This is a genomic window from Pseudomonas sp. LH1G9, assembly GCF_002949975.1.
Classification (GTDB): domain Bacteria; phylum Pseudomonadota; class Gammaproteobacteria; order Pseudomonadales; family Pseudomonadaceae; genus Aquipseudomonas; species Aquipseudomonas veronii.
Genome location: NZ_CP026880.1, coordinates 2,577,560 through 2,603,714 on the forward strand (window position 1 = coordinate 2,577,560; position 26,155 = coordinate 2,603,714).

At 64.5% G+C, this 26,155-nt stretch carries 13 protein-coding genes; 1 reads left to right on the forward strand and 12 read right to left on the reverse strand.

What is annotated here, in order from left to right; all coding sequences use genetic code 11:
- Positions 1-2: 2 nt before the first annotated feature.
- Positions 3-14,036 (reverse strand): non-ribosomal peptide synthase/polyketide synthase, encoded by a 14,034-nt coding sequence (locus C5F70_RS11795; RefSeq protein ID WP_104903377.1) that lies wholly within the window; start codon positions 14,034-14,036, stop codon positions 3-5.
- A gap of 234 nt (positions 14,037-14,270) precedes the next feature.
- Here C5F70_RS11795 and C5F70_RS11800 point away from each other — a divergent pair, with 234 nt between their 5' ends.
- Positions 14,271-14,471: a hypothetical protein gene (locus C5F70_RS11800; RefSeq protein ID WP_104903378.1), complete on the forward strand. Its 201-nt coding sequence runs from the start codon at positions 14,271-14,273 to the stop codon at positions 14,469-14,471.
- Here the strand turns inward: C5F70_RS11800 and C5F70_RS11805 are convergent.
- The 11 genes from C5F70_RS11805 to urtA form a co-directional block, all read right to left on the reverse strand.
- A complete protein-coding gene (locus tag C5F70_RS11805) occupies positions 14,463-15,635 on the reverse strand; it encodes an MFS transporter (RefSeq protein WP_046383747.1) in 1,173 nt (390 codons plus the stop codon). The two genes, C5F70_RS11800 and C5F70_RS11805, sit on opposite strands and share 9 nt — an antisense overlap.
- Positions 15,636-15,675: 40 nt before the next feature.
- Positions 15,676-17,031, reverse strand: a complete 1,356-nt coding sequence (locus C5F70_RS11810; protein WP_104903379.1) for an MATE family efflux transporter — start codon at positions 17,029-17,031, stop codon at positions 15,676-15,678.
- Between the two features lie 25 nt (positions 17,032-17,056).
- Positions 17,057-17,629 (reverse strand): DUF2239 family protein, encoded by a 573-nt coding sequence (locus C5F70_RS11815; RefSeq protein ID WP_104903380.1) that lies wholly within the window; start codon positions 17,627-17,629, stop codon positions 17,057-17,059.
- Between the two features lie 96 nt (positions 17,630-17,725).
- Positions 17,726-18,769 (reverse strand): aliphatic amidase, encoded by a 1,044-nt coding sequence (locus C5F70_RS11820; RefSeq protein WP_104903381.1) that lies wholly within the window; start codon positions 18,767-18,769, stop codon positions 17,726-17,728.
- 15 nt (positions 18,770-18,784) lie between these two features.
- Complete coding sequence (locus C5F70_RS11825) at positions 18,785-19,132, reverse strand: zinc ribbon domain-containing protein (protein WP_104903382.1); 348 nt, start codon at positions 19,130-19,132, stop codon at positions 18,785-18,787.
- A 2-nt stretch (positions 19,133-19,134) separates the two neighbouring features.
- Positions 19,135-20,364, reverse strand: a complete 1,230-nt coding sequence (gene fmdA, locus C5F70_RS11830) for a formamidase (RefSeq protein WP_104903383.1) — start codon at positions 20,362-20,364, stop codon at positions 19,135-19,137.
- A 706-nt stretch (positions 20,365-21,070) separates the two neighbouring features.
- Complete coding sequence (gene urtE, locus C5F70_RS11840) at positions 21,071-21,760, reverse strand: urea ABC transporter ATP-binding subunit UrtE (RefSeq protein WP_046383753.1); 690 nt, start codon at positions 21,758-21,760, stop codon at positions 21,071-21,073.
- A 10-nt stretch (positions 21,761-21,770) separates the two neighbouring features.
- Complete coding sequence (gene urtD / locus C5F70_RS11845) at positions 21,771-22,529, reverse strand: urea ABC transporter ATP-binding protein UrtD (protein ID WP_046383754.1); 759 nt, start codon at positions 22,527-22,529, stop codon at positions 21,771-21,773.
- The gene (urtC, locus tag C5F70_RS11850) at positions 22,526-23,686 is read right to left on the reverse strand and encodes an urea ABC transporter permease subunit UrtC (protein ID WP_046488364.1); all 1,161 of its coding nucleotides are present in this window, start codon (positions 23,684-23,686) and stop codon (positions 22,526-22,528) included. Before urtC ends, urtD begins: the two co-directional genes overlap by 4 nt.
- Positions 23,687-23,696: 10 nt before the next feature.
- A complete protein-coding gene (gene urtB / locus C5F70_RS11855; RefSeq protein ID WP_046488365.1) occupies positions 23,697-24,614 on the reverse strand; it encodes an urea ABC transporter permease subunit UrtB in 918 nt (305 codons plus the stop codon).
- Between the two features lie 108 nt (positions 24,615-24,722).
- On the reverse strand, positions 24,723-25,931 hold the full coding sequence (gene urtA, locus C5F70_RS11860; protein WP_024074866.1) for an urea ABC transporter substrate-binding protein: 1,209 nt from the start codon (positions 25,929-25,931) through the stop codon (positions 24,723-24,725).
- Positions 25,932-26,155 lie beyond the last annotated feature (224 nt).

A 26,155-nucleotide genomic window follows, 5' to 3' on the forward strand; every position in this document is an offset into this window, starting at 1 on the left:
GGTCAAATCGCCTCTAGTTCGCTCAAAAAGTCACGAAGGTCGTCGAAATCTTGCGTGCTGCCGGCGCGGAAGGTGGCAGCGGCCTGCACGTAGGCGCGCAGGGTTTCGGTCTGGAACACTTCCACCAGCGGCACTTCCAGGCCCAGTTCGGCCTGGACCCGCGAGGTGATCTGGATCGCCAGCAACGAGTGGCCGCCGACCTCGAAGAAGTTGTCATTCAGGCCCACGTGCGGCAGGCGCAGCACCTCGGCCCAGATCGCGGCGATCTGCTGTTCCAGCTCGGTTTCGGGGGCGACGTAGGCCTGTTGCATCAGGCTCGCGTCCGGCTCGGGCAGGCCCTTGCGGTCGAGTTTGCCGTTGGGGGTCAGCGGCATTTGCGCCAGGAACATGAAGTGCGCGGGCACCATGTAATCCGGCAGGCGGGTTTTCAGGGCGCGGCGCAGGGTGTCGCGCCACTCGGTGTGGTTGGCCAGGCTGGCATCTGCCGGCACCACGTAGGCCACCAGTTGCTTGCCGGTCGGGCCTTCCTGAGCCACCACCACGGTTTCGCCAACGCTGTCCTGCTCGCGCAGACGCGCTTCGATCTCGCCCAGTTCGATACGGAAACCGCGGATCTTCACCTGGTGATCGACACGGCCGAGGTAATCCACCACGCCATCCGGGCGGCCACGGGTCAGGTCGCCGCTGCGGTACACGCGGCTGCCGGGCTTGCCGAACGGGTCGGGGACGAAGCGTTCGGCGGTGAGTGCCGGACGTTCCAGATAACCGCGCGCCACGCCCTCGCCGCCCAGGTACAGCTCGCCAGCGACGCCGATGGGTTGCAGGTTGAGTTGGGCGTCGAGGATGTAGCCGCTGCGGTTGCCCAACAGCGTGCCGATCGGTGCATACACGGCGCCGCAGGGATCGCCCTTGTGTGCTTTCCACAACAACGGCGTAACCACGGTTTCGGTCGGGCCGTAGCCGTTGAACAGATAAGTGGGTTTCAGCGCACGCCAGGCCAGGTCGTAGCTGGCCTGGGCCACGGCATCCCCACCGAAGCAGTAAACACGCACCTTCGGTGGGTTACCGTCGCGCTCGGCGTGCTCAGCCAACTGTTGCAGGTACACCGGCGGGAACACGGCCATGGTCACGTTGTGACGGTGCATTTGCGCGTAGGTGTATTCCGGCAGCCACAGGCTGTCATCGCGGATCAGCACGCTCGCGCCGTTGATCAGCGGGTGCATCCAGCCTTCGTGGGAGCCGTCGAAGGCGAAAGACATGAAGTGCAATTCGCAATCGGCCGGGCCGGTTTCGTAGCGTTCGCCGGTGGCGATGATATGCGCCACCAGCGGACCGTGGGCCACCGCCACGCCCTTGGGCATGCCGGTGGAGCCGGAGGTGTAGATCACGTAGGCGAGGTTGTCGCCGTCCAGAGCTACCGACGGCACAGTGTCGCTGAAGCCGCTCCAGGCTTCGGTGCAGTCGATAGCGAGCGTATCCAGGCCTTCGGCAATCGGCAGTTGCTGCTGCACGGCGGTATGGGTCAACAGCAGCTTGGCGCGGCTGTCCTGCATCATGTACAGCAGGCGGTCGCGTGGGTACTCGATATCCAGCGGCACGTAAACGCCGCCAGCTTTCAGCACCGCAAGGAACGCCACCATGATCTCCGCACTGCGCGGCATGGCAATCGCCACGCGCACTTCCGGGCCGACGCCACGGGCGATCAACGCACGGGCCAACTGGTTGGCCTGGCGATCCAGCGCGCCGTAGGTCAGGGTTTGCGTGTCGAACTTGATCGCGACTGCCTGCGGGTTTTCCCGCGCACGCTCGGCCACCAACTCGTGTACCAGGCGCCCGGCCGGGAAGCCGGCGTCGGACTGATTCCACAACTGCAGGATGTGCCGCTGTTCATCCTCATCCAACAGGTTCAACTGGCCGAGGGTCTGCTGCGGATCGGCGACCATCGCCTGCAACAGGTTCTGCCAGTGGCCGGCCATGCGTGCGATGGTCGCCGGGGCGAACAGGTCGGTGGCGTAGCTCAGGGACGCACGCAACAGCGTCTGGCTTTCCTCGACGTCCAGCGCCAGGTCGAACTGGGCGACGCCTTCATCCCAACTCAGGACCTCGACGTCAAGCTCGGTGAGGCGCTGCCAATGGCTGTCGACCGACGTCACGCGGTGGTTGAACAACACCTGGAACAGCGGGCTCAGGCTCAGGCTGCGCTCGGGCTGCAAGGCCTCCACCAACTGCTCGAACGGCAGGTCCTGATGGGCCTGGGCCTCAAGGGAGCGTTGACGCGTCTGGTGCAGCAAGTGCTCGACGCTCATCTGCCCGTGGATATCGGCCTTGAGCACCTGGGTGTTGACGAAGAAGCCGATCAACCCTTCGGTTTCCAGGCGATTGCGGTTGGCAATCGGCACGCCGACGCGCACGTCCTCCTGACCGCTGTAGCGGTGCAGCAAGGCCTGGTACGACGCCAGCAACACCATCGGCAACGTCACCCCGGTGCGCTGTGCCAGGCTGCGCAAACCGGCGAGCAACGGCGCCGCCAGCTCAATACCCAGGCGCGCGCCACGGTGGCTTTGCAGCGCTGGGCGCGGGTAGTCGACCGGCAATTCCAGCACCGGTTGCACACCGCCCAGTTGCTCACGCCAGTAAGCCAGTTGACGCGCGGTCTCACCGGCCTCCATCCATTGACGCTGCCACAGGGCATAGTCGGCGTACTGGATCGGCAAGGCTGGCAGGTGCGGCGTGGTCCCCTGGCTGAACGCGGCGTAGAGCTGCACCAGTTCTTCGACCATCAGTTGCATCGACCAGCCATCCGAGACGATATGGTGCTGCACCAGCACCAGCACGTGGTCATCCTCGGCCAGGCGCAGCAACGTAACCCGCAGCAACGGCCCGCGCAGCAGGTCGAACGGACGCGCGACCTCGGCAGCGACCTGCGCCTTGAGCCCGGCTTCGTCGCTGTCGGCCTGGTCGACGTCGATCAGGCCCGATTCTTCAATCACTTGCCGTGTGCCGCTGGCGTCCTGATGCAGATGGGTGCGCAGGCTTTCGTGACGCGCCAGCAATGTGTCGAAACTGCGTTGCAGCGCGGCCAGGTCCAGCGTGCCTTTCAGGCGCAGGGCGCTGGGGATGTGGTACGCGGCGCTGTGCGGGTCGAGTTGCCAGAGGAACCATTGGCGTTCCTGGGCATAGGACAGTGGCAACGGTTGGGTGCGGTCGGCCTTGAGCATCGCCGGTGCGACCACGCCCTCCTCGCCCAGCGCCGCGACGAAGTCACCCAGCGCCGAGTGTTCGAACAGGGTCTTGAGCGCCACTTCCAGCGTCAGCGCCTGGCGGACCCGCGACACCACGCGGGTGGCCAGCAGCGAATGCCCGCCCAGTTCGAAGAAGTGGTCGTCGAGGCCGACATGAGGTACGCCCAGCACCTCGGCCCAGATCGCCGCCACCTGCTGTTGGCGCAGCGTGACGGGAGCGACATGGCCTTTTAGCAACAGGCTGGCGTCCACGCGGGGCAGAGCCTTGCGGTCGAGCTTGCCGTTGGGGGTCAAGGGTAGGCTGTCGAGGCACATCAGGTACGCCGGCACCATGTAGTCCGGCAAACGCTCGCGCAAGGCGGCTTGGTAGACCTGAGGCGTCTGTGGGGCGGAGGTCACCAGATAGGCGATCAAGCGGTCGTTTTCGGCCAGCACCACGGCTTCGCGCACACCGGGGTGTTCGCGCAGGCAGGCTTCGATTTCGCCCAGTTCGATACGGAACCCGCGCACCTTGACCTGCTGGTCGACCCGGCCGATGTACTCCACCACGCCGTGGTCGCGGTAGCGCGCCAGGTCACCGGTACGGTACAGGCGTTCGCCTGGCGCGCCATAAGGGTTGGGCACGAAGCGTTCGGCGGTGAGCGCTGGCCGTGCGTGGTAACCGCGCGCCAGGCCGACACCGCCGATCAGCAGCTCACCGGCCGCGCCCAACGGGCATGGGCAGAGCCCGGCGTTGAGGATGAACAACGCGGTATTGGCAATCGGCCGCCCGACAAAAGGCTGCGGCGCCAACAGGCGATGGGCGGCCGACCAGATGGTGGTTTCCGTGGGGCCATACAGGTTCCACACCGGGCCTTGCAGATCGAGCAGGCGCTGGGCCAGGTCGGCCGGCAGCGCTTCGCCGCCGCACAGTGCCTTGATGCCATGCAGCCGCTCGGCACGCGGGCTGTCCAGCAGCATGCGCCAGGTTGACGGCGTGGCTTGCAGCACATTGGCGCGCTGGTGGTGCGCCAGGTCGATAATCGCCTCCGGGTCGAGGGCCAGGGCCTGCTCGCTCAGCAGCACCGTGGCGCCAACCGTCAGCGGCACGTACAGCTCCAGGGCGAAGATGTCGAACGAGAACGTGGTCAGCGACAGCACTCGCGCATCCCGGTCGATATCCAGGCTGGCGGCCATGCCGCTGGTGAAGCTGCACAGCCCGCGGTGGCGCACCATCACGCCCTTGGGCTGGCCGGTGGAGCCGGAGGTGTAGATCACGTAGGCCAGGTGTTCCGGGCTGAGGTCCACTTGCGGGTTGTGTTCGCCAGCGTCGCTGTCATCGACCAGCAGCACGTGCAGGCCTTGCGGTTGCGCCAGTCGGCCGATCAGCGCTGGCTGGGTCAGCAGCACCCGGGCGCGGCTGTCTTCGAGCATGAACGCCAGGCGCTCCGCCGGGAACTGCGGGTCGAGCGGCACATAGGCGCCACCGGCCTTGAGGGTCGCCAGCAGGCCGACCGCCATGTCCAGGGAACGCTCCACATGCACCGCCACCAGCACGTCCGGGCCGACACCCGCCGCGATCAGGCGGTGGGCCAGGCGATTGGCGCGGCGGTTGAGTTCGGCATAACTCAAGGCGTCGTCGTTGAATTGCACAGCGATGGCGTCGGGCTGGGCCAGGGCCTGCGCTTCGAACAGCTGATGCACACAGCGCTCGCGGGGGTAATCGAAGGCCGTGTGGTTCCACGCTTCGAGCATCTGCCGCCACTGCGCCGCGCTGAGCAGCGCCAGCTCGTCCAGGGGTTGGGAGGCATCGCACACCACGGCGCGCAGCAGGTTCTGCCAATGCTCGGCCAGGCGCTCGATGGTCGCCGGTTCGAACAGGTCGGTGGCGTAGGTCAACGCAGCCCAGAGGCCATCGGCCGACTCCTCGGTTTCCAGGTTGAGGTCGAACTGGGTGCTGTGGCCGGTCCAATCCACCGGTTGCAGGTCCAGGCCAGGCAACTGCAGCGGGCCGGCGCGCAGGTTGTCCTGGTGATTGAACATCACTTGGAACAACGGGTTATGGCTGAGGCTGCGTTCCGGTTGCAGCGCTTCCACCAGTTGTTCGAAGGGCAAGTCCTGATGGGCCTGGGCCTCCACCGCACGTTGCTTGACCTGGGCCAGCAAGCGGTCGAAGCCCATCTGCCCATGCAGCTCGGCCTGCAGTACCTGGGTGTTGACGAAGAAGCCGATCAGCCGCTCGGTTTCCAGGCGATTGCGGTTGGCGATCGGCACCCCGACACGGATCGCGGACTGGCCGCTGTAGCGAAACAGCAAGGTCTGGAACGCGGCGAGCAGCAGCATGAACAGGGTCACGTCCTGACGCTGGGCGAGGGCCTTGAGTTCGGCGACCAACGCGGCGTCCAGATGCAGTTGTCGGCGCGCGCCGCGATGGCTTTGCAGCGCCGGACGCGGGTGGTCCAGGGGCAGCTCCAGCAGCGGATGTTCGCTGCCCAGGCGGGCGCACCAATAATCGAGTTGGCGCTGTTTCTCCCCGGCGGCCATCCACTCGCGTTGCCACAGGGCATAGTCGGCATAGTGCAGCGGCAACGCCGGCAACGGCGCCTGGCCCTGATACAGGGCCAGCAGTTCGTCGACCATCACCTGCATCGACCCACCATCGGAGATGATGTGGTGCTGGGTGATTACCAGCACGTGGTGCTCCGCTTCGACGTGCAGCAACGTGACGCGCATCAGCGGGCCGTTGACCAGGTCGAACGGGCGCTGGATCTCCTGCGCCACCGTCGCTTCGATCGCGGCTGCAGCGATGTGCTGATGCGCCAGTGCAATCGCCAGGTCGGGGTGGATCACCTGCCAGGTCTGCTCGCCCTCCTCCACGAAGGTGGTGCGCAGCGGTTCATGGCGCTGCACCAGGGCGTGGAAAGCGTGTTCCAGCGCGGCGATATCCAACGGGCCGCGCAGGTGCAGTGCGGCGGGGACGTGATAGGCGGCGCTGGTCGGGTCCAGTTGCCAGAGGAACCACTGGCGCTCCTGGGCGAAGGACAACGCCAGCGGCCGGTCCCGCCCCGCCGCCTGCAGCGTCGGTGCCGTGTCGCCCTGCACGCCGGCGCACGCGGTCGCGAAGGCCTCCAGCGTCGGCTGCTCGAACAGCGCGCGCAACGGCACTTCCAGCTTGAGGTCATGGCGCACGCGGGAGATCACCTGGGTGGCCAGCAACGAATGGCCGCCGCGCTCGAAGAAATGGTCATCGAGCCCCACGCGCTCGACCTGCAACACCGCTTGCCAGATCGCCGCCAACCGGATCGCCAGCGGGCTGTGCGGGGCGCGGTGGGCCTGTCGGGGCTGGTTCAGGTCCGGCGCCGGCAGTGCGCGGCGGTCCAGCTTGCCGTTGTTGTTCAACGGCAAGGCATCGAGCACCACCCACTGCGCCGGCACCATGTAGTCGGGCAACGCACGGTGCAAGATCGCCGCCAGCGCCTGGGTGTCCAGGCGCTGGCCCTGGGTCGGCACCACGTAGGCCACCAATTGCGCACCCACGGCGCCCGGCTGCGCGATGACTGCCGCCTCACGCACCTGCGGCAAGCCTTGCAGGCTGGCCTCGATTTCGCCGATTTCGATACGGAAACCGCGAATCTTCACCTGATGATCGATGCGCCCGACGTACTCCAACGCACCAGCCTGGTTGTAACGGGCCAGGTCGCCACTGCGGTAGAGCCGCGCCCCCGGCACGGCGGAAAACGGGTCCGGCAGGAAGCGCTCGGCCGTCAGCGCCGGGCGGTCGAAATAGCCCTGGGCCAGGCCGTACTCGGCACCGATGCACAGCTCGCCGACGCCCTCGGTGGCCAACAGCTCGAACGCACTGTCGAGCACATACAGCGAACGGCCTTCGATGGCCTGGCCGATGGGCACGCCGAACGCGTCACTGGCATCCAGCAACTGGCAGTCATGCACGCTGGACACCACCGTGGCCTCGGTCGGCCCATAGGTGTTGACCAGCCGCACGTGGCCCAGGCCGGCGGCGTGCCAGGCGCGCAGGCCTTCCACCGACATGGCTTCGCCGCCCACATGCACCTGGCGCAGATTGCCCAGGGCGCGGTGTTCGACCGCACATTCCTTGGCCAGCAGGTACCAGTACGCCGCCGGCAAGTCAGCGAGGGTCACGCCCTGCTCGACGATTTCCCGCGCCAGTTGCCCGGCGTCCCACAGTTCATCGCCACGCATGATCAACGCAGCGCCTATACACAGCGGCGGGTAGCACTGCTCGACAAAGCCGTCGAAGCTGAACGTGGCGAACTGCAGTACACGGTCCGCTGCACACAGCCGGCTGTAGACCGCGGCGCTGTCGCAGAACTGGCCGAGGGCGGCGTGATCGATGGCCACGCCCTTGGGTTGGCCGGTGGAGCCGGAGGTGTAGATCACGTAGGCCAGGTCGGCGGCGCCCACGTGGCTGGGCGGATTGGCGCGCGGGTAAGCGGCCAACTCAGCGCCGGATGCGCTGAAGTCCACACGGATCAGACCTTGCGGCAGCGGCAGGTCGGCGAGCAGCCCGGTTTCGCTGAGCAGCAGGTCCACACGACTGTCCGCCAGCATGTAGGCCAGGCGTTCGTTGGGGTATTTCGGGTCCAGCGGCACATAGGCGGCGCCGCTTTTAAGCACCGCCAGCAGGCTGACGATCAACTGCGGGTCACGTCGGCAGGCCAGGCCCACGCGCTGCCCAGGCCCCACGCCCAGCGCCAGCAGGCGATGGGCCAGGCGGTTGGCGTGGTCGTTGAGCTGGGCATAGCTCAAGCGCGCTTCGCCGGCCTGCACCGCCAGCGCATCCGGGGTGGCGGCGGCCTGGGCGGCAATGCGTTGATGCACGTGCAGCTCACGTAGGGCCGCGCCGGGTGCCCGGCCCAGGGCGAGCACGTCGCGCTGCGTGGCGGGGTCGAGCAGGCGCAAGTTGCCGAGGGGCGCCTGCGCATCGGCGAGCAGTTGCACCAGCAGGTGCTGCAGGTTGGCGCTCAATCGCGCGACCTGATCGGCACTGAAACGCGTGCGGTCGTAGCTCCATTCCAGGCGCAGGCTGGCCCCCAGCTCAATCCCCAGGGTCAGCGGGTAGTGGGTGCGTTCATGGTTGTGCAGGCGGCCGAAGGTCAGGCCTGCGGGCGCGCCCTGTTTCAGGGCTTCGGCCACCGGGAAGTTTTCGAACACCAGCAAGGTGTCGAACAACGCGCCCTGCTGGCCCGCCCAGCCCTGGATGTCGTAGAGCGGCACATGTTCGTGATCGCGCAGGCTCAGGTTCAGCGCTTGCAGCTCGCTGAGCCAGCACGCGGCCGATTGGGCCGGCGCGGCCAGGCTGACGATCGGCAAGGTGTTGATAAACAGGCCCAGTTGCTGCTCGATCCCCGGCAACGGCGCCGAACGCCCGGCGACGGTGGCACCGAACGCCACGCAATCCTGGCCGGTGTAGCGCTGTAGCAACAGGCTCCACGCCCCTTGCAGCAAGGTGTTGAGGGTGATTTTCTGGCGGCGGGCAAACTCGCCGAGCGCTTGGGTGAAGTCGCTGTCGAGCACCACCCGATGGTCAGCCATCCCTGTGGCGTGGGCCGGCACGCGCAGCGCCTCCGCCAGCAAGGTGGGCGCTTGCAACAGCGCCAGCGTGGCTTTCCAGAAGGCTTCGCCCGACCCTTGTTGTTGCAGCCAACCCAGGTAGTCGCGGAACTGTCCCGGCGGTGCCGGCACGGTATGGCCGGCATAGTGGGCGATGACTTCGCCCAGCAATTGGGCGTTGCTCCAGCCATCCATCAGGATGTGGTGGCTGGTGAAAATCAGCTGCCAGGTCGCGCCGACACCACGTACCAGCAACAGGCGAAACAGCGGCGCCGCGTCGAGCGCGAAGCCCTTGTCGCGCTCGGCTGCGGCGAGAGCCTCGACGTCGGCGTCGAGGTCTTCGATGACTTGCAACGGCAAGTCGACCTGCCGCTGGATCAACTGATGGGCACTGTCCAGGCCCAGCCAGTGGAAGCTGCTGCGCAGGATGTCATGCCGCTCCAGCGCGGCCTGCCAGGCGCGACCGAACGCCAAAAGATCGAGGCCGCCGATGTCCAGGCGCAACTGGTTGATATAGGCCTGGGCCTCGGGCTCGTACAGGCTGTGGAACAACATGCCCTGCTGCATCGGCGACAGCGGGTAGAGATCGGCAATGGCCGGTCCCGCGACGGGCAGTCCATCCAACTGGCGCTGGGTCAGACGCGCCAGCGGGAAGTCCGACGGGGTGACCTGCCCTGCCGGCGTGGCACAACAATGCACGATCAGGGCCTTGAGTTCCGCCGCATAGTCATCCGCCAGGCGCTGGATCGTCGACGCCTCGAACATCTCACGGCTGAAGCCCCATTGCAGGGTCAATTCCCCGCCGTACACCTGCCCTTCCAGCGTCAACCAGTTGGCCAGCGGCGCTTCGGGGTCCTGGGCCTGACCGCTGCCGCAAGTGGCGGGTACGAACAGCGCCGATTGGTTGAACTGGCGATCGAACTGGCCCAGGTAGTTGAAGGTGATGCGCGGCGCGGCAAGGCTTGATAGGGCTTCGCGGGCGTCCGGTGTGCCGAGGTAACGCAACAGGCCGTAGCCGATGCCTTTATCGGGCACGCCCCGCAGTTGCTCCTTGACCGACTTGATCGCATCCGCCAACCCGCCCTCGGCCTGCAGGCGCAGCGGGAACAGGCTGGTGAACCAACCGACGGTACGGCTCAGGTCGACATTGTCGAACAGGTCTTCACGGCCATGGCCTTCCAGCTGGATCAGCGCAGCCGTCTGGCCGCTCCACCGGCAGATCACCCGCACCAATGCGCTCAGCAGCAGGTCGTTGACCTGGGTGCGATAGGCGGCCGGGGCGTCTTGCAGCAGTTGACGGGTGTGTTCGGCGTCAAGGCGGATTTCCAGCTTGGCGCCCAGGCGATTTTGCAGGCCGCCTTGCGGGTTGTCGCAAGGCAAATCGGTGTCGGCCGTCTGCGCCTGCCAGTACGCCAGTTGCGCGTTGAGGGTCTGTGCATGGGCCTGCAACTGCCGGGCCCACACTTGGTAGGCGCAGGTCTTGGCCGGCAGCGGCGCAGCGCCGTAAGCCTGTTGCAGGTCTTCGAGCAGGATGCGCCAGGACACGCCGTCCACCACCAGGTGATGGACCACCAGCAACAGGCGCTGGGTACCGTCGGCCATGCTCACCAGGGCGGCGCGCAGCAGCGGGCCTTGTTCAAGATCGAGGCTGCGCTGGGCCGCCTCGCAGAGTGCGGTCAGTTCTGTGTCGTCGCTGGCGTGGGATTGCCACAATCCGGGCGCGGCGATCGGCGCGGCATGGGTTTGCTGCCAGCCTTCGGCCTGCTCGACAAAACGCAGGCGCAAAGCGTCGTGATGATTGATCACCTGGGTCAAGGCCGCGTCGAGACGCGCAGGCTCCAGGGCTTCGCGCGGGATCAACAGCAACGACTGGTTCCAATGCTCGCGCACCGGGATGGCCTGGGCGAAGAAGCTCTGCTGCACCGGAGTCAGCATCACCTCACCGCTGACCGGGCCCTGGTCGATGCTCGCGGCCTGCTCGAAGGTCGCCACCAACGCCAGGCTGCGCACGCTCTGGTACTGGAACAGGTCGCGCGGGCTGAGGCGAATGCCTGCCTGGCGCGCGCGGCTGACCACTTGGATGGAGATGATCGAATCGCCGCCCAGCTCGAAAAAATTGTCGTCCAAGCCGACCTGCGGAATGCCGAGCACATCGCCCCAGATTGCGGCCAGCGCCTGCTGCACGGGGCTTTGCGGGGCGCTATAGGCCTGCTGCGCGGCGGCGTCCGGCACTGGCAGCGCTTTGCGATCCAGCTTGCCATTGGCGGTCACCGGCAATTGGTCCAGGTGCAGCATGTGGGTCGGCACCATGTACTCCGGCAGGCTGCCGAGCAGCCACGCCTTGAGGTCGGTGGGCGCTTCGCCTTCCAACACCAGGTAGGCCACCAGTTGCTTGCCGCCCTGCACCAGCACCACCGCCTCACGCACGCCGGGATGCTGCAGCAGGCGTGTCTCGATTTCACCCAGTTCGATGCGCAGACCGCGCAGTTTGACCTGATGATCGAGACGGCCGAGGTACTCGATCACGCCGTCGGCCCGCTGGCGCACGCGGTCGCCAGTGCGGTACACACGTGCGCCGTCAGCGAACGGGCTGGGCACGAAACGCTCGGCGGTCAGGGCCGCACGCCGGTGGTAACTGCGCGCCAGGCCGCTGCCGCCCAGGTAGAGCTCGCCGGAGACGCCGGCCGGCACCGGGTTGAGCTGGGCGTCGAGCACGTAGGTGTGGAGGTTGGCGATCGGGCGGCCGATGGGCACGCTGTCGGCGCCTTCATCGACACAGCTCCAGTGGGTCACGTCGATGGCCGCTTCGGTCGGGCCATAGAGGTTGAACAGAGCGGCCTGTGGCAGTTTGGCGAACACTTGGCTCTGCGCATCCAACGGCAAGGCCTCGCCGCTGCAGACGACGCGCTTGAGGCCAGTGCAGGCCTGCACGCCCGGCTCATGGATAAACGCCTGGAGCATCGACGGCACGAAATGCACGGTGGTGATCGCGTGTCGGCCGATGGTCGCAATCAGGCGCGCCGGCTCGCGGTGTTCGCCAGGGGCCGCGACCACCAGGCGCGCACCGGTCATCAACGGCCAGAAGAACTCCCACACCGACACGTCGAAGCTGAACGGGGTTTTCTGCAGCACCGCATCGCTGGCCTCCAGCGTGTAGGCCTGTTGCATCCAGCACAGGCGGTTGACCAGCGCGCGATGGCTGTTGCCGGCGCCCTTGGGTTGGCCGGTGGAACCGGAGGTGTAGATCACGTAGGCGAGGTTCAGCCCGTGAATCGCCACGGCGGGGGCTTCGCAGCTGTAGCCGTCGAGCCACAGCGCGGGCGCGTCCAGGGCAATCACCTGGACAACCACGACCGGCAGCGACGGCAGCAGGCTTTGCTGGCTGAGCAGCAGCTGGATGCCGCTGTCTTCGATCATGTAGGCCAGGCGTTCCGGGGGATACTCGGGGTCGAGCGGGACATAGGCAGCGCCGGCTTTGAGAATCCCCAGCAGGCCGACCACCATTTCGATCGAGCGCTCGATGCAAAGACCCACCAGGGCATCGGGGCCAACCCCCTGCTCGCGCAAGGCATGGGCCAACTGGTTGGCGCGGGCGTCGAGCTGGGCGTAGGTCAGCGTGGTCGCACCGAACACCAGCGCCGGCGCCTCCGGCGTGGCGCGCACCTGGTCTTCGATCAACTGATGAATGCCGCGCTCGCTCGGATAGGCCTGCGCGGTCTGGTTCCAGGCGCTCACCAGGACCTGCTGCTCATCGGCGGCGAGCATCGGCAACTCACCGACGCGCTGCTCGCCATCGGCGACCATGGCCTGCAACAGGCTGATCCAGTGCCGTGCCATGCGTGCGATGGATGGCGCGTCGAACAGGTCGTCGGCGTAGGTCAGCGCGGCATGCAGGGTGCCGGACTGTTCGTAAGTGTCTAGGGTCAGGTCGAACTGGGTGGTGCGGCCCTGCCACTCCACCGCGGCCAGCTCCAGGCCGGAGGCCGTGCGGATCGAGGCGATGTCGGCCACCACCGGCTGGTGGTTGTACATCACCTGGAACAACGGCGTATGGCTCAGGCTGCGCTCGACGTTCAGCGCTTCCACCAGGCGTTCGAAGGGCAAGTCCTGATGGGCCTGGGCGCCCAGGGCATGCTCCTTGATGGCATGCAGCAGCTCGCTGACGCGGGTCTGCCCGGTCAGTTCGGTGCGCAGCACTTGGGTGTTGACGAAGAAACCGATCAGCCCTTCGACTTCGGTCCGGTTGCGGTTGGCGATCGGCACGCCGACGCGGATGTCGCCCTGGCCAGTGTAGCGATGCAGCAGCACATTGAACGCACCGAGCAGCAGCATGAACAGCGTGACGTTGTGTGTTTGCGCACAGCTGCGCAGTTGCGCGGCCAGATCCGGATCGATCGCGAAGGTGTGGCGCGTGCCCCTGTAGCTGGGCATGGCCGGGCGTGGGCGGTCGCTGGGCAATTCCAGAACCGGATGCTCATCACCCAGCCGCGCTTGCCAGTATTCCAGCTGACGCGCCTGCTCCCCCGCTTCCAGCCAGCGGCGTTGCCACAGGGCATAGTCGCTGTACTGGATCGGCAGCGCCGGCAGTTGCGGCGCCTCATTGCACTCATGCGCGTCGTAGAAACGGATGAACTCGTCGATCAAGACGTTCATCGACCAGCCATCGGAGACGATGTGGTGCAGGGTCAGCAGCAGCACGTGTTCCTGCTCGTCGAGTTTCAACAGCTGCACGCGCAGCAGCGGACCGTGCTCCAGATCGAACGGCAGCAGCGACTGGCGGGTGGCCGCGGCGTTGACGGCCTGCTCGCGTTCGGCGGGGGCCAGGTCGCTCAGGTCGTGCTGCTCGATCGCCAGCGCCGGCTGTGCCGCCACCTGCGCCAGGCGCTCGTCGGCCTGGCGCTGGAACACCGTGCGCAGGGTTTCATGACGCTCGACCAGGCTGGCGAACGCCTGCTGCATCGCGCCCAGGTTCAGCGCGCCCTTGAGCCGCACGGCGCCCGGCAGGTTATAGGCGCCGCTGGCCGGGTCCAACTGCCAGAGAAACCACATGCGTTGCTGTGCGTAGGACAGCGCATCGCGGTCCTCCACATCCACCCCGGCAGGAATCGGAAACCGCGAAAAATCCACCCCTTCCTTCTCCAACGCCTGGAGGAACAGCTGGCGTTTTTCCAGGGGCAACCCGATAAACCGGCGAGCAAGTTTCAAGGAGTCTTCAGCATTCATTTCTTGGAGTCCGGAGCAATAGGCGGGAAGCACAAAGGCACGTCGTCCCTATAAAACGAACCGGAGAGGGAAAAATTAGCGGGGGGATGGGAGGCTGTTGACTGCGAGGAATGCGGGCTGCCGGGAAATGCCCTACACGAAACCCGTATGCAACTGATACCTCTTGAAGCGCTTCGGGCCTAGGTTAAACGGCGCCAGATCCTAAGAACCATTACGCACAGGAGCAGCGGCTCAATGAATCGCCGACTTAAATACAAGGGTCATACCGGCTCAATAGAAACCAGCGTCGAAGACAACTGCGTGTTTGGGAGGCTTTTGAACATCGACTCACTGGTCAGTTATGAAGGGCAAACCGAAGAGGAACTGGAGGCCGCCTTTCGCCAGGCGGTGGATGACCTCCTCAGCGGTGAGTGCACCGCTCATCCGTCACCCTAACCGCCGATACCCCAACACCGCCGAACCCAACACCACCGCCCCCGCCGCCAGCGCCACCCAGAACCCGCTGGCCGCGCCGAAGTGGTCGATCATCCAGCCGGAGCTGGCGGCGCCGATGGCCACGCCGATGCTCAGGCCGGTGATCAGCCAGGTCATGCCTTCGGTCAACCGGCTCGGTGGCACGATCCGCTCCACCAGGGCCATGGACACGATCAGGGTCGGGGCGAAGAACAGCCCGGAAATGAAGATCGCCACGGCCAGGCCGGGGATGTTGGTGACCAGCAGCAACGGCAAGGTGGTCAGCGCCGTGGCGACACCACAGCACAGGAACTGCCGGGGCAACGGCGCCTTGAGTTTCAACGTACCGAACGCCAACCCCGCCAGGCACGAACCGATGGCATACACCGACAACACAATGCTCGCCGCCGCCGGTTGGCCCTGGTGCTGGGCGAAAGCGACGCTGACCACATCCACTACCCCGACAATCACGCCCATGGCCAGCAGCAGGATCATCAGGATCAACACCGAGGGCGAAGCGATCAGCCAGCGCCCGTGATGATCATGGCGCTCATGCACGGGCGGCTCGGTCTGGCGTTGCATCACGAACACCGTGACACCGACCGCCAACAGCAACGCCGCCAGCAAAGGCCCGGCCTCGGGAAACAGCACCACGCACAACCCCACCGAAATCGGCGGGCCGATGATAAAGCACACCTCATCGAGCACCGACTCCAGGGCAAACGCGGTCTGGAGCTTGGGCTGGCCGCGGTACAGCTCGGTCCAGCGCGCCCGGACCATGGCTGACATGTTGGGCATGCAACCGGCCAGCGCGGCGAACACGAACAACGCCCAGTTCGGCGCCTGCAAACGCGTACACAACAACAGCAACAACAACGCACCGCCGCCGATCAGCGCGGCGATCGGCAGTACCCTGCCCTGGCTGTAGCGATCCACCAGCCGCGATACCTGCGGCGCGCAAAATGCCGTAGCCAAGGCAAACACCGCCGCCACCGAGCCGGCCAGGCCGTAGCCGCCATGCACCTGCGAGAGCATGGTGATCAAGCCGATGCCGGTCATGGAGATGGGCATGCGCGCGAGCATGCCGGCCAGTACGAACGCCCGGGCGCCGGGCGCCTGGAACAACTCGGCGTAGGGGTTTGCCATGATTGAAACGCCTTCTTTCCTTGATTTGCGCAACCTTTTATCACACCAGCCGTGTGATCTGTTTATGCCGCCACACCAACCGGTAATACGCGGTCTGCAAGCCGAGCATCGCCAGGTACGTCACCGGAAACGCCATCCACACCCCTTCCAGGCCGTACCGCGCATTGAGCAGGTAGGCCACCGGCAATTCCACGCCGAGCACACAGAAGATCGAAATCGCCACCGGGATCAGCACCACGCCGCTGGCGCGCATGATCCCGCCTATCACGGCCTGGAAGCCGAACACCAGGATGCTCCACAGCATGATATGCAGCAGGTGTTCGGCCTTGATCCGCGCGGCGTCGTCGGTGATGAACAGGCCGAGCAACCAGGGCGACAACAGGTAGCCGAGCAGGATCAGGCCGCCGGTCAGGCAGGTATTGATCAGCAACCCGGTGCGCAGGATCGGCCCGATCCGTTCCAGGCGCCCGGCACCGATGGCCTGGGCGCCGAGGATCGAGGCGGTGATGGCAATCGACAGCGCCGGAAACTGCACGTAGTTGACGATCTGCGTCACCGCGCCATAGGCCGCCGTTGCCTGGGAACCGTGGTTGTTGACCAAGGCCAGGATGACCAATTCGGATAATGACAGCACCACCATCTGTAGCCCGGTGGGCAGCCCGATGCGCAGGACTTTGCCGAGAATCACCCGGTCCAGCCGCAAGGCCGCGAGCAATGCGCGGTCCGGCGCCATCACGTGGTTTTTATGCCGCAGGCGCAGCACCAGAAACAGCATCGCCGCGGCGTTGCCCACCAGGCCGGCATACACCGCACTCTGGATGCCCATGGGCGGCAGGCCGATCCAGCCGCGGATCAGCGCCGGCGTCAGCAGCAGACCGACGAATGTCGAGACCATCAGCGCCAGCAGCGGCGAAATCGTGTCGCTGACGCCGCGCAGCAGTTGGGTGTAAAGGATAAACACCAACAACAGCGGCATGATCAGCATCATCACCTGGGCATAACCTACCGCGTCATCCAGCACATCCAGCGGCGTGCCCAGCGCCAGTAACGCCGGACGCGCAAACAGGCTGCCAAGCACCGCTGCCACCAAACCCACCAGCGCGCCAAGGGTCAGGGTGGCACCGGTGATCGCCTTGACCATCGAGGTTTCCCGGGCTCCCCAGGCCTGGCCGATCAACACCGAGGCCCCCGCCCCCAGGCCGATCACCAGGGCGATAAAGAAAAACACGATGGGGAACATCCCCGACACCGCCGCCAACGCCTGGGTACCGAGCATTTGCCCGACATAGATGCCATTGAGCGTGCCGGAAAAGCTCTGCAGAAAGTTCGACAGCACCATCGGTGCGAGGAAGACCAGGTAGATCTGCCATAGCGGGCGTTGTTGGGTCACTTCCATGGTAGTTCGAGTCCCTGGATGATGATCAGGCAGTGAAAGCGTTGCGCGACAGCCAGGCCAGGTACGTCTGCACGTCCACCGGCCAGAGCGCGATCTTGTTGGAAAAGTCTGCGGCGTTGTGGGCAAACAGCGCCCGCGAGGCCTCTTCGAAACCCGGCAGGTCACCGCCGATGGCGCTCATGAAGCGATAGCTGGCCTCTTTGGCCTGGCGCATTTGATCACGACTGGCATGGGCATTGCGCGCTTCATCCACCAACCGCCGCAACGCAGCCGACGCACCGCCACGCTGCTGGCTCAACCACTCCCAATGGCGCGGTAGCAAAGTCACTTCGCGGGCGACCACGCCCAGCTTGGGGCGCCCGACCGCAGGGGACGTCGGCGGCTCATCTGGTGCTTCTACGGGCGCGGGTAGCTCGGGTGCATAACCTGGGGGCCAAGGGTAATCGACCTGGGTGCCGGTGGCATCGTCGAATACCAGGAAGCTGCCGGCCGGCAGATCAAGGTCTGCCAACGCCTGGGCAACGTGGGCATAGGGACCGTCCGCCACACGTCGGTGGTGAACGAAAGCGGTGCAACGAGGGGAATGTTGAGAATCCATGATTTATACCCGGGTAGTATTTGTTTTACCCGGGTTATATTAGAGGGGAATTTTCAGACTGCAAGTCTTATTGCGCAGAACTACCGAGCGTATGCCCTACCCCGCGGTTTTTCCGTGGCCGTCATGGGGCAATTGCCCGACCGGGCAGGCGGCGACGCCCACGGTGCCGCGGGTGATTTTCTCCACGTTCTCCTGGGCTTTTTGCGCATCGAGCACCCAGGTGCGGTAGAACTCGAACGGGCAATCGGCCACGCCCTTGTCGCCATCGCCCGAGGCATGCATACCGGTGTAGCCGCGGTGCAGCAGCTTGAACAGGTGGTTCTGCGACTGATCATTGGCCCGCGCATCGCGGATCTGCGACACCGATAGCTGGGCGTACTGGATGCCCATCTCCTCTTCGCCGCATTCGCCTAGCGTGCGCCCGTCAAAACCGATGATCGCCGAGTGACCGAAGTACGAATACACACCATCGAACCCGGCGGCGTTGGCCACCGCCACGTAGCAGTTATTGGCCCAGGCCATGCTCTTGGACATCAGCACCTGCTGCTCCTTGGCCGGGTACATATAGCCCTGGCAGCGCACGATCAACTCGGCGCCCTTCATCGCGCAATCGCGCCAGATCTCCGGATAGTTGCCGTCATCGCAGATGATCAGGCTGATTTGCATGCCTTTGGGCCCATCGCAGACGTAGGTGCGGTCGCCCGGGTACCAGCCTTCGATGGGGCACCAGGGAATGCACTTGCGATAGCGCTGCACGATCTCGCCGAGGTTATTGATCAGCACCAGGGTGTTATAGGGCGCCTTGTGCGGATGCTCTTCGTGGCGCTCGCCGGTCAGGGAAAACACACCCCAGGTGTTGGCCTGGCGACAGGCGGCGGAGAAGATCGCGGTTTCTTCGCCGGGGATGCTTGCGGCGGTGGCCATCATCTCGTCGTGGTCGTACATGATGCCCATGGTGCTGTATTCCGGGAACACCACCAGGTCCATGCCCGGCAGGCCCTGCTTCATGCCGAGGATCATCTCGGCAATCTTCTTCGCGTTCTCGATGACCTCGGCCTTGCTGTGCAGGCGCGGCATCTTGTAGTTCACCACCGCGACACCGACGGTGTCCGGGCTGCTGGAAATATCGCCATGACGCATTGCAATGCTCCTGGTCTAGTGACTGATCATCCACGGCCGTGGACCGGTCTTGGTCTTGAGGCCCAGCGGGTTGGCCTTGCTCGGCAGCACCTTTTTGCTGGTGCCGCAGCAACTGCAACCGGCCGGATGGCGACGGTTTTCCTGGTACTCGCCGACCGTTTGTGGCGTGTTGGCGCTGCGCTCGTTGCCGGCGATGGCCTTGCGCTGGTTGGTCGACAGCAGTTGCAAGGCCGGGGCCGACACCTGCAACGGCCCTCCCGGCTCGGCGCAGTACGGGCACTGGCTGGGTTCGTTGCGCTGGGCGATCGGCCGCAACATCGTGAACGTGCCGCACGCCTCGCAGGCGTATTCGTAGGTCGGCATGGCTACAGGTCCGGTGCGATGGGCAGGTCGACGCTGCCGTCGAGGAGCTTGGTGGGGCCGTTGGCGTTGGGGTTGATGTCGAACTCGAAGATTTCCGTAGGCAGCCACAAGGTCGCGCACGCATTCGGAATATCCACCACACCGCTGATATGCCCTTGTACCGGTGCCGAGCCGAGCAGCGCATAGCCCTGGGCCGGTGAGTAGCCGAACTTGGTCAGGTAGTTGATCGCATTCAGGCACGCCTGGCGGTAGGCGATGTTGACGTCCAGGTAGTGCTGCTGGCCCTGCTCGTCCACCGAGATGCCTTCGAAGATCAGGTAATTCTTGTAGTTCGGCGTGATCGGGCTCGGCTTGAACACCGGGTTCTTGATCCCGTACTTGGCCATGCCGCCCTTGATCAGCTCGACCTTCATATGCACCCAGCCGGCCATTTCGATGGCGCCGCAAAAGGTGATTTCGCCGTCGCCCTGGCTGAAGTGCAAGTCGCCCACCGACAGCCCGGCGCCCTTGACATAGACCGGGAAGAAGATCTTCGAGCCGCGGGACAAATCCTTGATATCGCAGTTACCGCCATGCTCACGCGGCGGCACGGTGCGCGCGCCGGTGGCGGCGGCATCGTCGCGGGCCTGGCCCTTGAGCTTGCCCATGTGCGCCGTGGCGGCCAGCGGCGCGTTGGCCAGCGGCGGGACACGGGTCGGGTTGGTGTCGATCAGTTCCTGTTCGCGACGGTTCCAGTCGGCGAGCATCACCGGGTCCGGCAGGCAGCCGATCAGGCCAGGGTGGATCAGGCCGGCGAAGTTCACCCCTGGAATGTGCCGCGAGCTGGTGAACATGCCCTTGAAGTCCCAGATCGCCTTTTGCGCACTGGGGAAGTGATCGGTGAGAAAGCCACCGCCGTTCTGCCGCGAGAAAAAGCCGTTGAAGCCCCACTGGGAATCGGCCTTGGCGCCGATGTCGAGCAGGTCCACCACCAGCAAATCGCCCGGCTCGGCGCCGTGTACACCCACCGGGCCGGACAGGTAATGCACGGTGGACAGGTCCACATCGCGCACGTCGCTGGCGTCGTCGTTGTTCTTGATCGCGCCAGCGGTCCAGTCGTAGGTTTCGAGGATGAAGTCATCGCCCGGCTTGACCCAGCAGGCCATCGGGATATCCGGGTGCCAACGGTTGTGGATCTGCTCGTTTTCGGTGACGGGTTGGTTGAGGTCGACTTTGATCAGCGTTTCGGTCATGGACTGGCTCCTGGACGGATGGCTTGTGGCGTTGAAACCAGTCTCGTGGAGCGAGGTAAAACGGGAAATACGTTGGATGACGTATGGCTCTGCCAGAGAGTGAAACCCAAACAAAAATGTAGGAGCTGGCTTGCCAGCGAAGGTCGTTAACGATGACGCGCGTCGCCAGGATGAACGCGGCGCCTGGGCGTTTTTCGCCGGCAAGCCGGCTCCTACAGGTCGGTTCGCAGCCCTGCGTTTCTGTAGGAGCTGGCTTGCCAGCGAAGGTCGTTAACGATGACGCGCGTCGCCAGAATGAACGCGGCGCCTGGGCGTTTTTCGCCGGCAAGCCGGCTCCTACAGGTGGGTTCGCAGCCCTGTTTTTCTGTAGGAGCTGGCTTGCCAGCGAAGGTCGTTAACGATGACGCGCATCGCCAGGATGAACGCGGCGCCTGGGCGTTTTTCGCCGGCAAGCCGGCTCCTACAGGTCGGTTCGCAGCCCTGCGTTTCTGTAGGAGCTGGCTTGCCAGCGAAGGTCGTTAACGATGACGCGCGTCGCCAGGATGAACGCAGCGCCTGGGCGTTTTTCGCCGGCAGGTTCGCAGGTGTGCGTTTCTGTAGGAGCTGGCTTGCCAGCGAAGGTCGTTAACGATGACGCGCGTCGCCAGGATGAACGCGGCGCCTGGGCGTTTTTCGCCGGCAAGCCGGCTCCTACAATCGGTCGCTGCTAGACGGACAGGTAGCGGCTGATGGTTGCCTCGTCCACCCGGTCCCGGGTTTCTTCGATCACGAATCGGCCCTTTTCGATCACCAAAAAGCGGTCGGCGATTTCCAGGGTGAACGACAGCACCTGCTCCGAGACCACGATGGTCAGGTCCCTTAAGTTGCGAATCTCCTTCAGCGTGCGGGCGATGTCCTTGATGATCGACGGCTGGATGCCCTCCGTCGGTTCATCCAGCAGCAGCACCTTGGGGTTGGTCGCCAGCGCCCGCGCAATCGCCAACTGTTGCTGTTGCCCGCCGGACAGGTTGCCGCCCTTGCGCGACTGCATGTCGTAGAGCACCGGGAACAGCGCGTACAAGTCCTCCGGCACCTTGCCCCGCGCCGAGGCCGGCAGGCCGGTCTGGATGTTTTCCAGCACCGTCATGCTCGGAAAAATCATGCGGCCCTGGGGGACGTAGGCAATTCCGCGTTCAACCCGTTCATGGGTTTCCAGCGCCGACACATCGTGCCCGTCCACGCTGACCTGGCCTTTCCACTGCGGCAGGATGCCCATCAAGCTCTTGAACAACGTGGTCTTGCCCATGCCGTTGCGGCCCATCACCGCGACGATCTCGCGCTTGGCCACGTTCAGGTCCAGGTCGTGGAGGATCTGGCTCTGCCCGTAGCCGCAGGACAACTGGTCGATCTTGAACATGCCGGACTCCTCAGTGGCCCAAATACACTTCGATGACTTTCGGATTACTTTGCACCGACTCCATGCTGCCCTCGGCGAGTACCTTGCCCTGGTGCAGCACCGTGACCTTGTGGGCGATGCTTTTGACAAACTCCATGTCGTGCTCGATCACCAGCACCGAGCGGCCCTGGCTGATGCGCTTGAGCAGCTCGGCGGTTTGCGCGCGTTCGTTGACGCTCATGCCGGCCACCGGTTCGTCGAGCATCAGCAGCTCGGGGTCCTGCATCAACAGCATGCCGATCTCCAGCCACTGCTTTTGCCCGTGGGACAGCAGGTCGGCCTGTTGTTGCAGCAAATCGCCAAGGAAGATCTCCCGCGCCACCTCTTCCACCCGTGCGATCACCTGGGCATTGCGCTTGAAAAACAGCGCACCCCAGACCTTGCGCCCGGCCGGGTAAGACATCTCGAGGTTCTCGAACACCGTGAGGTTTTCGTAGATCGACGGGTTCTGGAACTTGCGTCCGACCCCAGCGCGCACGATGTTGTACTCGCGCATCGTGGTCAGTTCCTGGCCGTCGAACTGGATGCTGCCGCTGGTGGCGCGGGTCTTGCCGCAGATCAGGTCGAGCACCGTGGTCTTGCCGGCACCGTTGGGGCCGATGACCACGCGCACTTCGTTGCGGTCGATATACAGGTTGAGGTTGTCGACCGCCTTGAAGCCGTCGAATGACACGGTAAGACCTTCGATGGCCAGCACCGGTTTGTTCATTTCAAAGCCGACGGCGGTCATGGCTGGGTCTCCAGGATTTTGCTTTCAGTCTTGGGCTTGACCAGCGGCGCCACGGCTTTCACCGGTGGTTGACGGCGCAGCAGCCGGGCCAATGCCTGCCGACCATGGCTGTCCCACAAGCCGGCCAGGCCATTGGGGAAGTACATGACCACGGCGATGAACAGCCCGCCCATCAGGTACAGCCACAGCTCGGGAAAGGACTCGGAAAAGTAGGTTTTGCCATAGTTCACCAGCAGCGCGCCGTACACCGCGCCGAGCAGCGACATGCGCCCGCCCACGGCGGCAAAGATCACCATCTCGATCGACGGCACGATGCCCACGAACGACGGCGACATAAAGCCCACCTGCAACGCGAACATGGCCCCGCCAATCGCCGAGAACGCCGCGGCCACGCAGAACACAAAGATCTTGAAGCTGGCCACGTCATACCCGGAAAAGCGCACGCGCTCTTCCTTGTCGCGCATCGCCATCAACAACCGGCCAAGCTTGGACGCGAGGATGAAGCGGCCGATGAAAATGCAACCGAACAGCAAGCCGGCGTTGATGAAGTACAGGAGCAGCTTCGCGCTGTCGGTGCGCAGGTCCCAGCCGAGCAGGGTCTTGAGGTCGGTGATGCCATTGACGCCGCCGGTCAGCCCTTGCTGGCCGACGATCAGCACGGTGAGGATCAGCGCAATCGCCTGGGTCACGATGGAGAAATACACATCGCCCACGCGCCGCTTGAACAAGGCCATGCCGATAATGAATGCGAGCAGCACCGGCACCGCAATCACCGCCACCAGGGTAAAGCTGAAACTGTGAAACGGTTGCCACAACCAGGGCAGCTCGGTGATCTGGTTCCAATCCATGAAGTCCGGGATGCCCGGCGTGGACTGGATCTTGGTGCTTTCCGGGTCGGACGCTTCCAGCTTGAGGAACATCGCCATGCAGTAGCCGCCGACGCCGAAGAACACGCCCTGCCCCAGGCTGAGAATGCCGCCATAGCCCCAGCACAGCACCAGCCCCACCGCGACAAACGCGTAGGTCAGGTACTTGCCGACCATGTTCAGCCGGAACGCATCCAGGGTCAGGGGGAACACCACGAGAATCAGCAACGCCAGCAGCGCGATGCCGATCAGGTTTTGCTGGCCGCCCAGCAGCTTGTCTAAAGCCTTCATCTGCTCGCCTCTACTTGCGCACTTTGATGGAGAACAACCCTTGCGGGCGCAGCATCAGGATCAGAATCACCGAGGACAAGGTCAGCACCTTGGCCATCGAGCCACTGAGGAAAAACTCCGACAGCGATTGCGTCTGGGCGATCACGAACGCCGAGGCAATGGTGCCGAACAGGCTTTGCGCGCCGCCGAACACCACCACCAGAAAGGTGTCGACGATGTACTGCGAACCCGCCGTCGGCCCGGTGGAACCGATGGTGGTGAACGCCGCACCGGCCACCCCGGCCACGCCGCAACCGAGGGCGAAGGTCATGCGGTCGACCTTGCGCGTATTGATCCCGACCGCGCGGCTCATCAGGCGATTCTGCACCGTCGCACGCACCTGCAGGCCCCAACGCGAGCGGTACAGCATCAGGAAGATCGCCGCCGTCAGCAGCACGGTCAGGGCCATCATGAACAGGCCGTTACGCGGGATTTCAATCGCGTCGGTGAAGTTCACCGAGCCCATCAGCCAGGCCGGCGGCTCGGCGCTGACCTCCCGGGCGCCGAACACCGAGCGGAAGGTTTGCTGCATCACCAGGGACAGGCCCCAGGTTGCCAGCAAGGTATCCAGCGGCCGTTTGTACAAGCGGCTGATCATCGCCCATTCCACCACCCAGCCCACCGCACCGGCAACGAGGAACGACAGGGCAATGGCGAAGAAGAAGTAATAGGGTTGAAAACTCGGCGCAAAGTGCGCGGTGAGGCTGGAACACACGTAGGTGGTGTAGGCGCCGATGGTCAGGAATTCTCCGTGGGCCATGTTGATCACGCCCATCTGGCCGAAAATGATCGCCAGCCCCAACGCCATCAGCAACAGCACGCAGAACACGGACAAGCCGTTGAACCCCTGCATCGCCGCGATGGCTCCAAATTCCGATAGCCATTCCATGATGATGGTCTCCTGAGAGCGGGAGGTGATAGTTGGAATGCGATGTGCTTTTGCTCTATGTGGGAGGGGGCTTGCCCCCTCCCACATTTGAATCGGTGTGCTTGAAGCTTATTGGTAGCCTTTTGGAAACGGATTCGGCTCGATCAGATCCGACTCGTAGATCACCTTGAACTGGCCGTTGGGCTGCACTTCACCGATGCGCGACTTGCTCCACAGGTGGTGGTTCTCGTGAATCTTCACGTAGCCTTCGGGCGCGGTTTTCAGTTCGATGCCCGGGGAGGCGGCGACGACTTTATCCACGTCGAAACTGCCGGCCTTCTCCACCGCCGCTTTCCACAGCCATGGGCCGAGGTAAGCCGCCTGGGTCACGTCGCCGATCACCGCATCCTTGCCGTACTTGGCCTTGAAGGCTTCGACGAAGGCTTTGTTGTTCGGGTTGTCCAGGCTCTGGAAGTACTTCATCGAGGCATAGAAGCCGGCCATGTTTTCGCCGCCGATGCCGAGCAGTTCGTCTTCGGTCACCGACAGGGTCAACAGGGTTTGCTTGGACGCATTCACGCCCGCCGCGTTGAGCTGTTTGTAGAACGCCACGTTGGAACCGCCCACCACGGCGGCGAAGACCACATCAGGCTTTTTCAGCTTGACCTTGTTGATCAGCGAACCGAACTGGGTGTTGCCCAGCGGGTAGTAGTCTTCGCCGACCACGGTGCCGTGCAGTACGTTCTCAATGTGCTTGCGCGCGATCTTCATCGACGTGCGCGGCCAGATGTAATCGGAGCCGACCAGGTAGAAGGTCTTGGCGCCTTTGGTCTTGGCGATCCAATCCAGGCTGGCGAGGATCTGTTGGGTGGCTTCCTGCCCGGTGTAGATCACGTTTTTCGACTGTTCCAGGCCTTCGTAGAAGGTCGGGTAGTAGAGCAGGCCGTTTTCTTTCTCGAAGATCGGCAGCACGGCTTTACGCGAGGCCGAGGTCCAGCAGCCGAACACGGCGGCGACTTTGTCGTTGACCAACAGCTTCTTGGCCTTTTCGGCGAAGGTCGGCCAGTCGGAGGCGCCGTCCTCCTGGATCACTTTGATCTGGCGTCCCAGAATCCCGCCCGAGGCGTTGATTTGCTCGATGGCCAGGCGTTCGGCCTGGATCGAGCCGGTCTCGGAGATAGCCATGGTGCCGGTGGCCGAGTGCAACTGGCCGACGGTGACTTCGGTCGGCGTCACGGCCAGGCCTTCGTTGTCGGCCAGCACGCCCTGGCTGAACAGCGCGGCCGCCAGCAACGACAGGGCCAACAACGGTTTGGAGCGGATCAATCGTGGTTCCATGGGGCGACTCCTCTGCAATGAGGGCTCCAGCATGGCGGCAGCGGGCCAGCGCGGGTATACGCAGCCTGACGTAACGCAGTACGTCATTTGACGTATGCCGTTGCGCACCAATGCAGGGCAGGATCGCGCTCCCCTGGCCACTGCGATCCCATGTGGGAGGGAGCTTGCTCCCGATGGCGGTGGGTCAGTCAACTGATTGGCTACTGACCCACCGCCATCGGGAG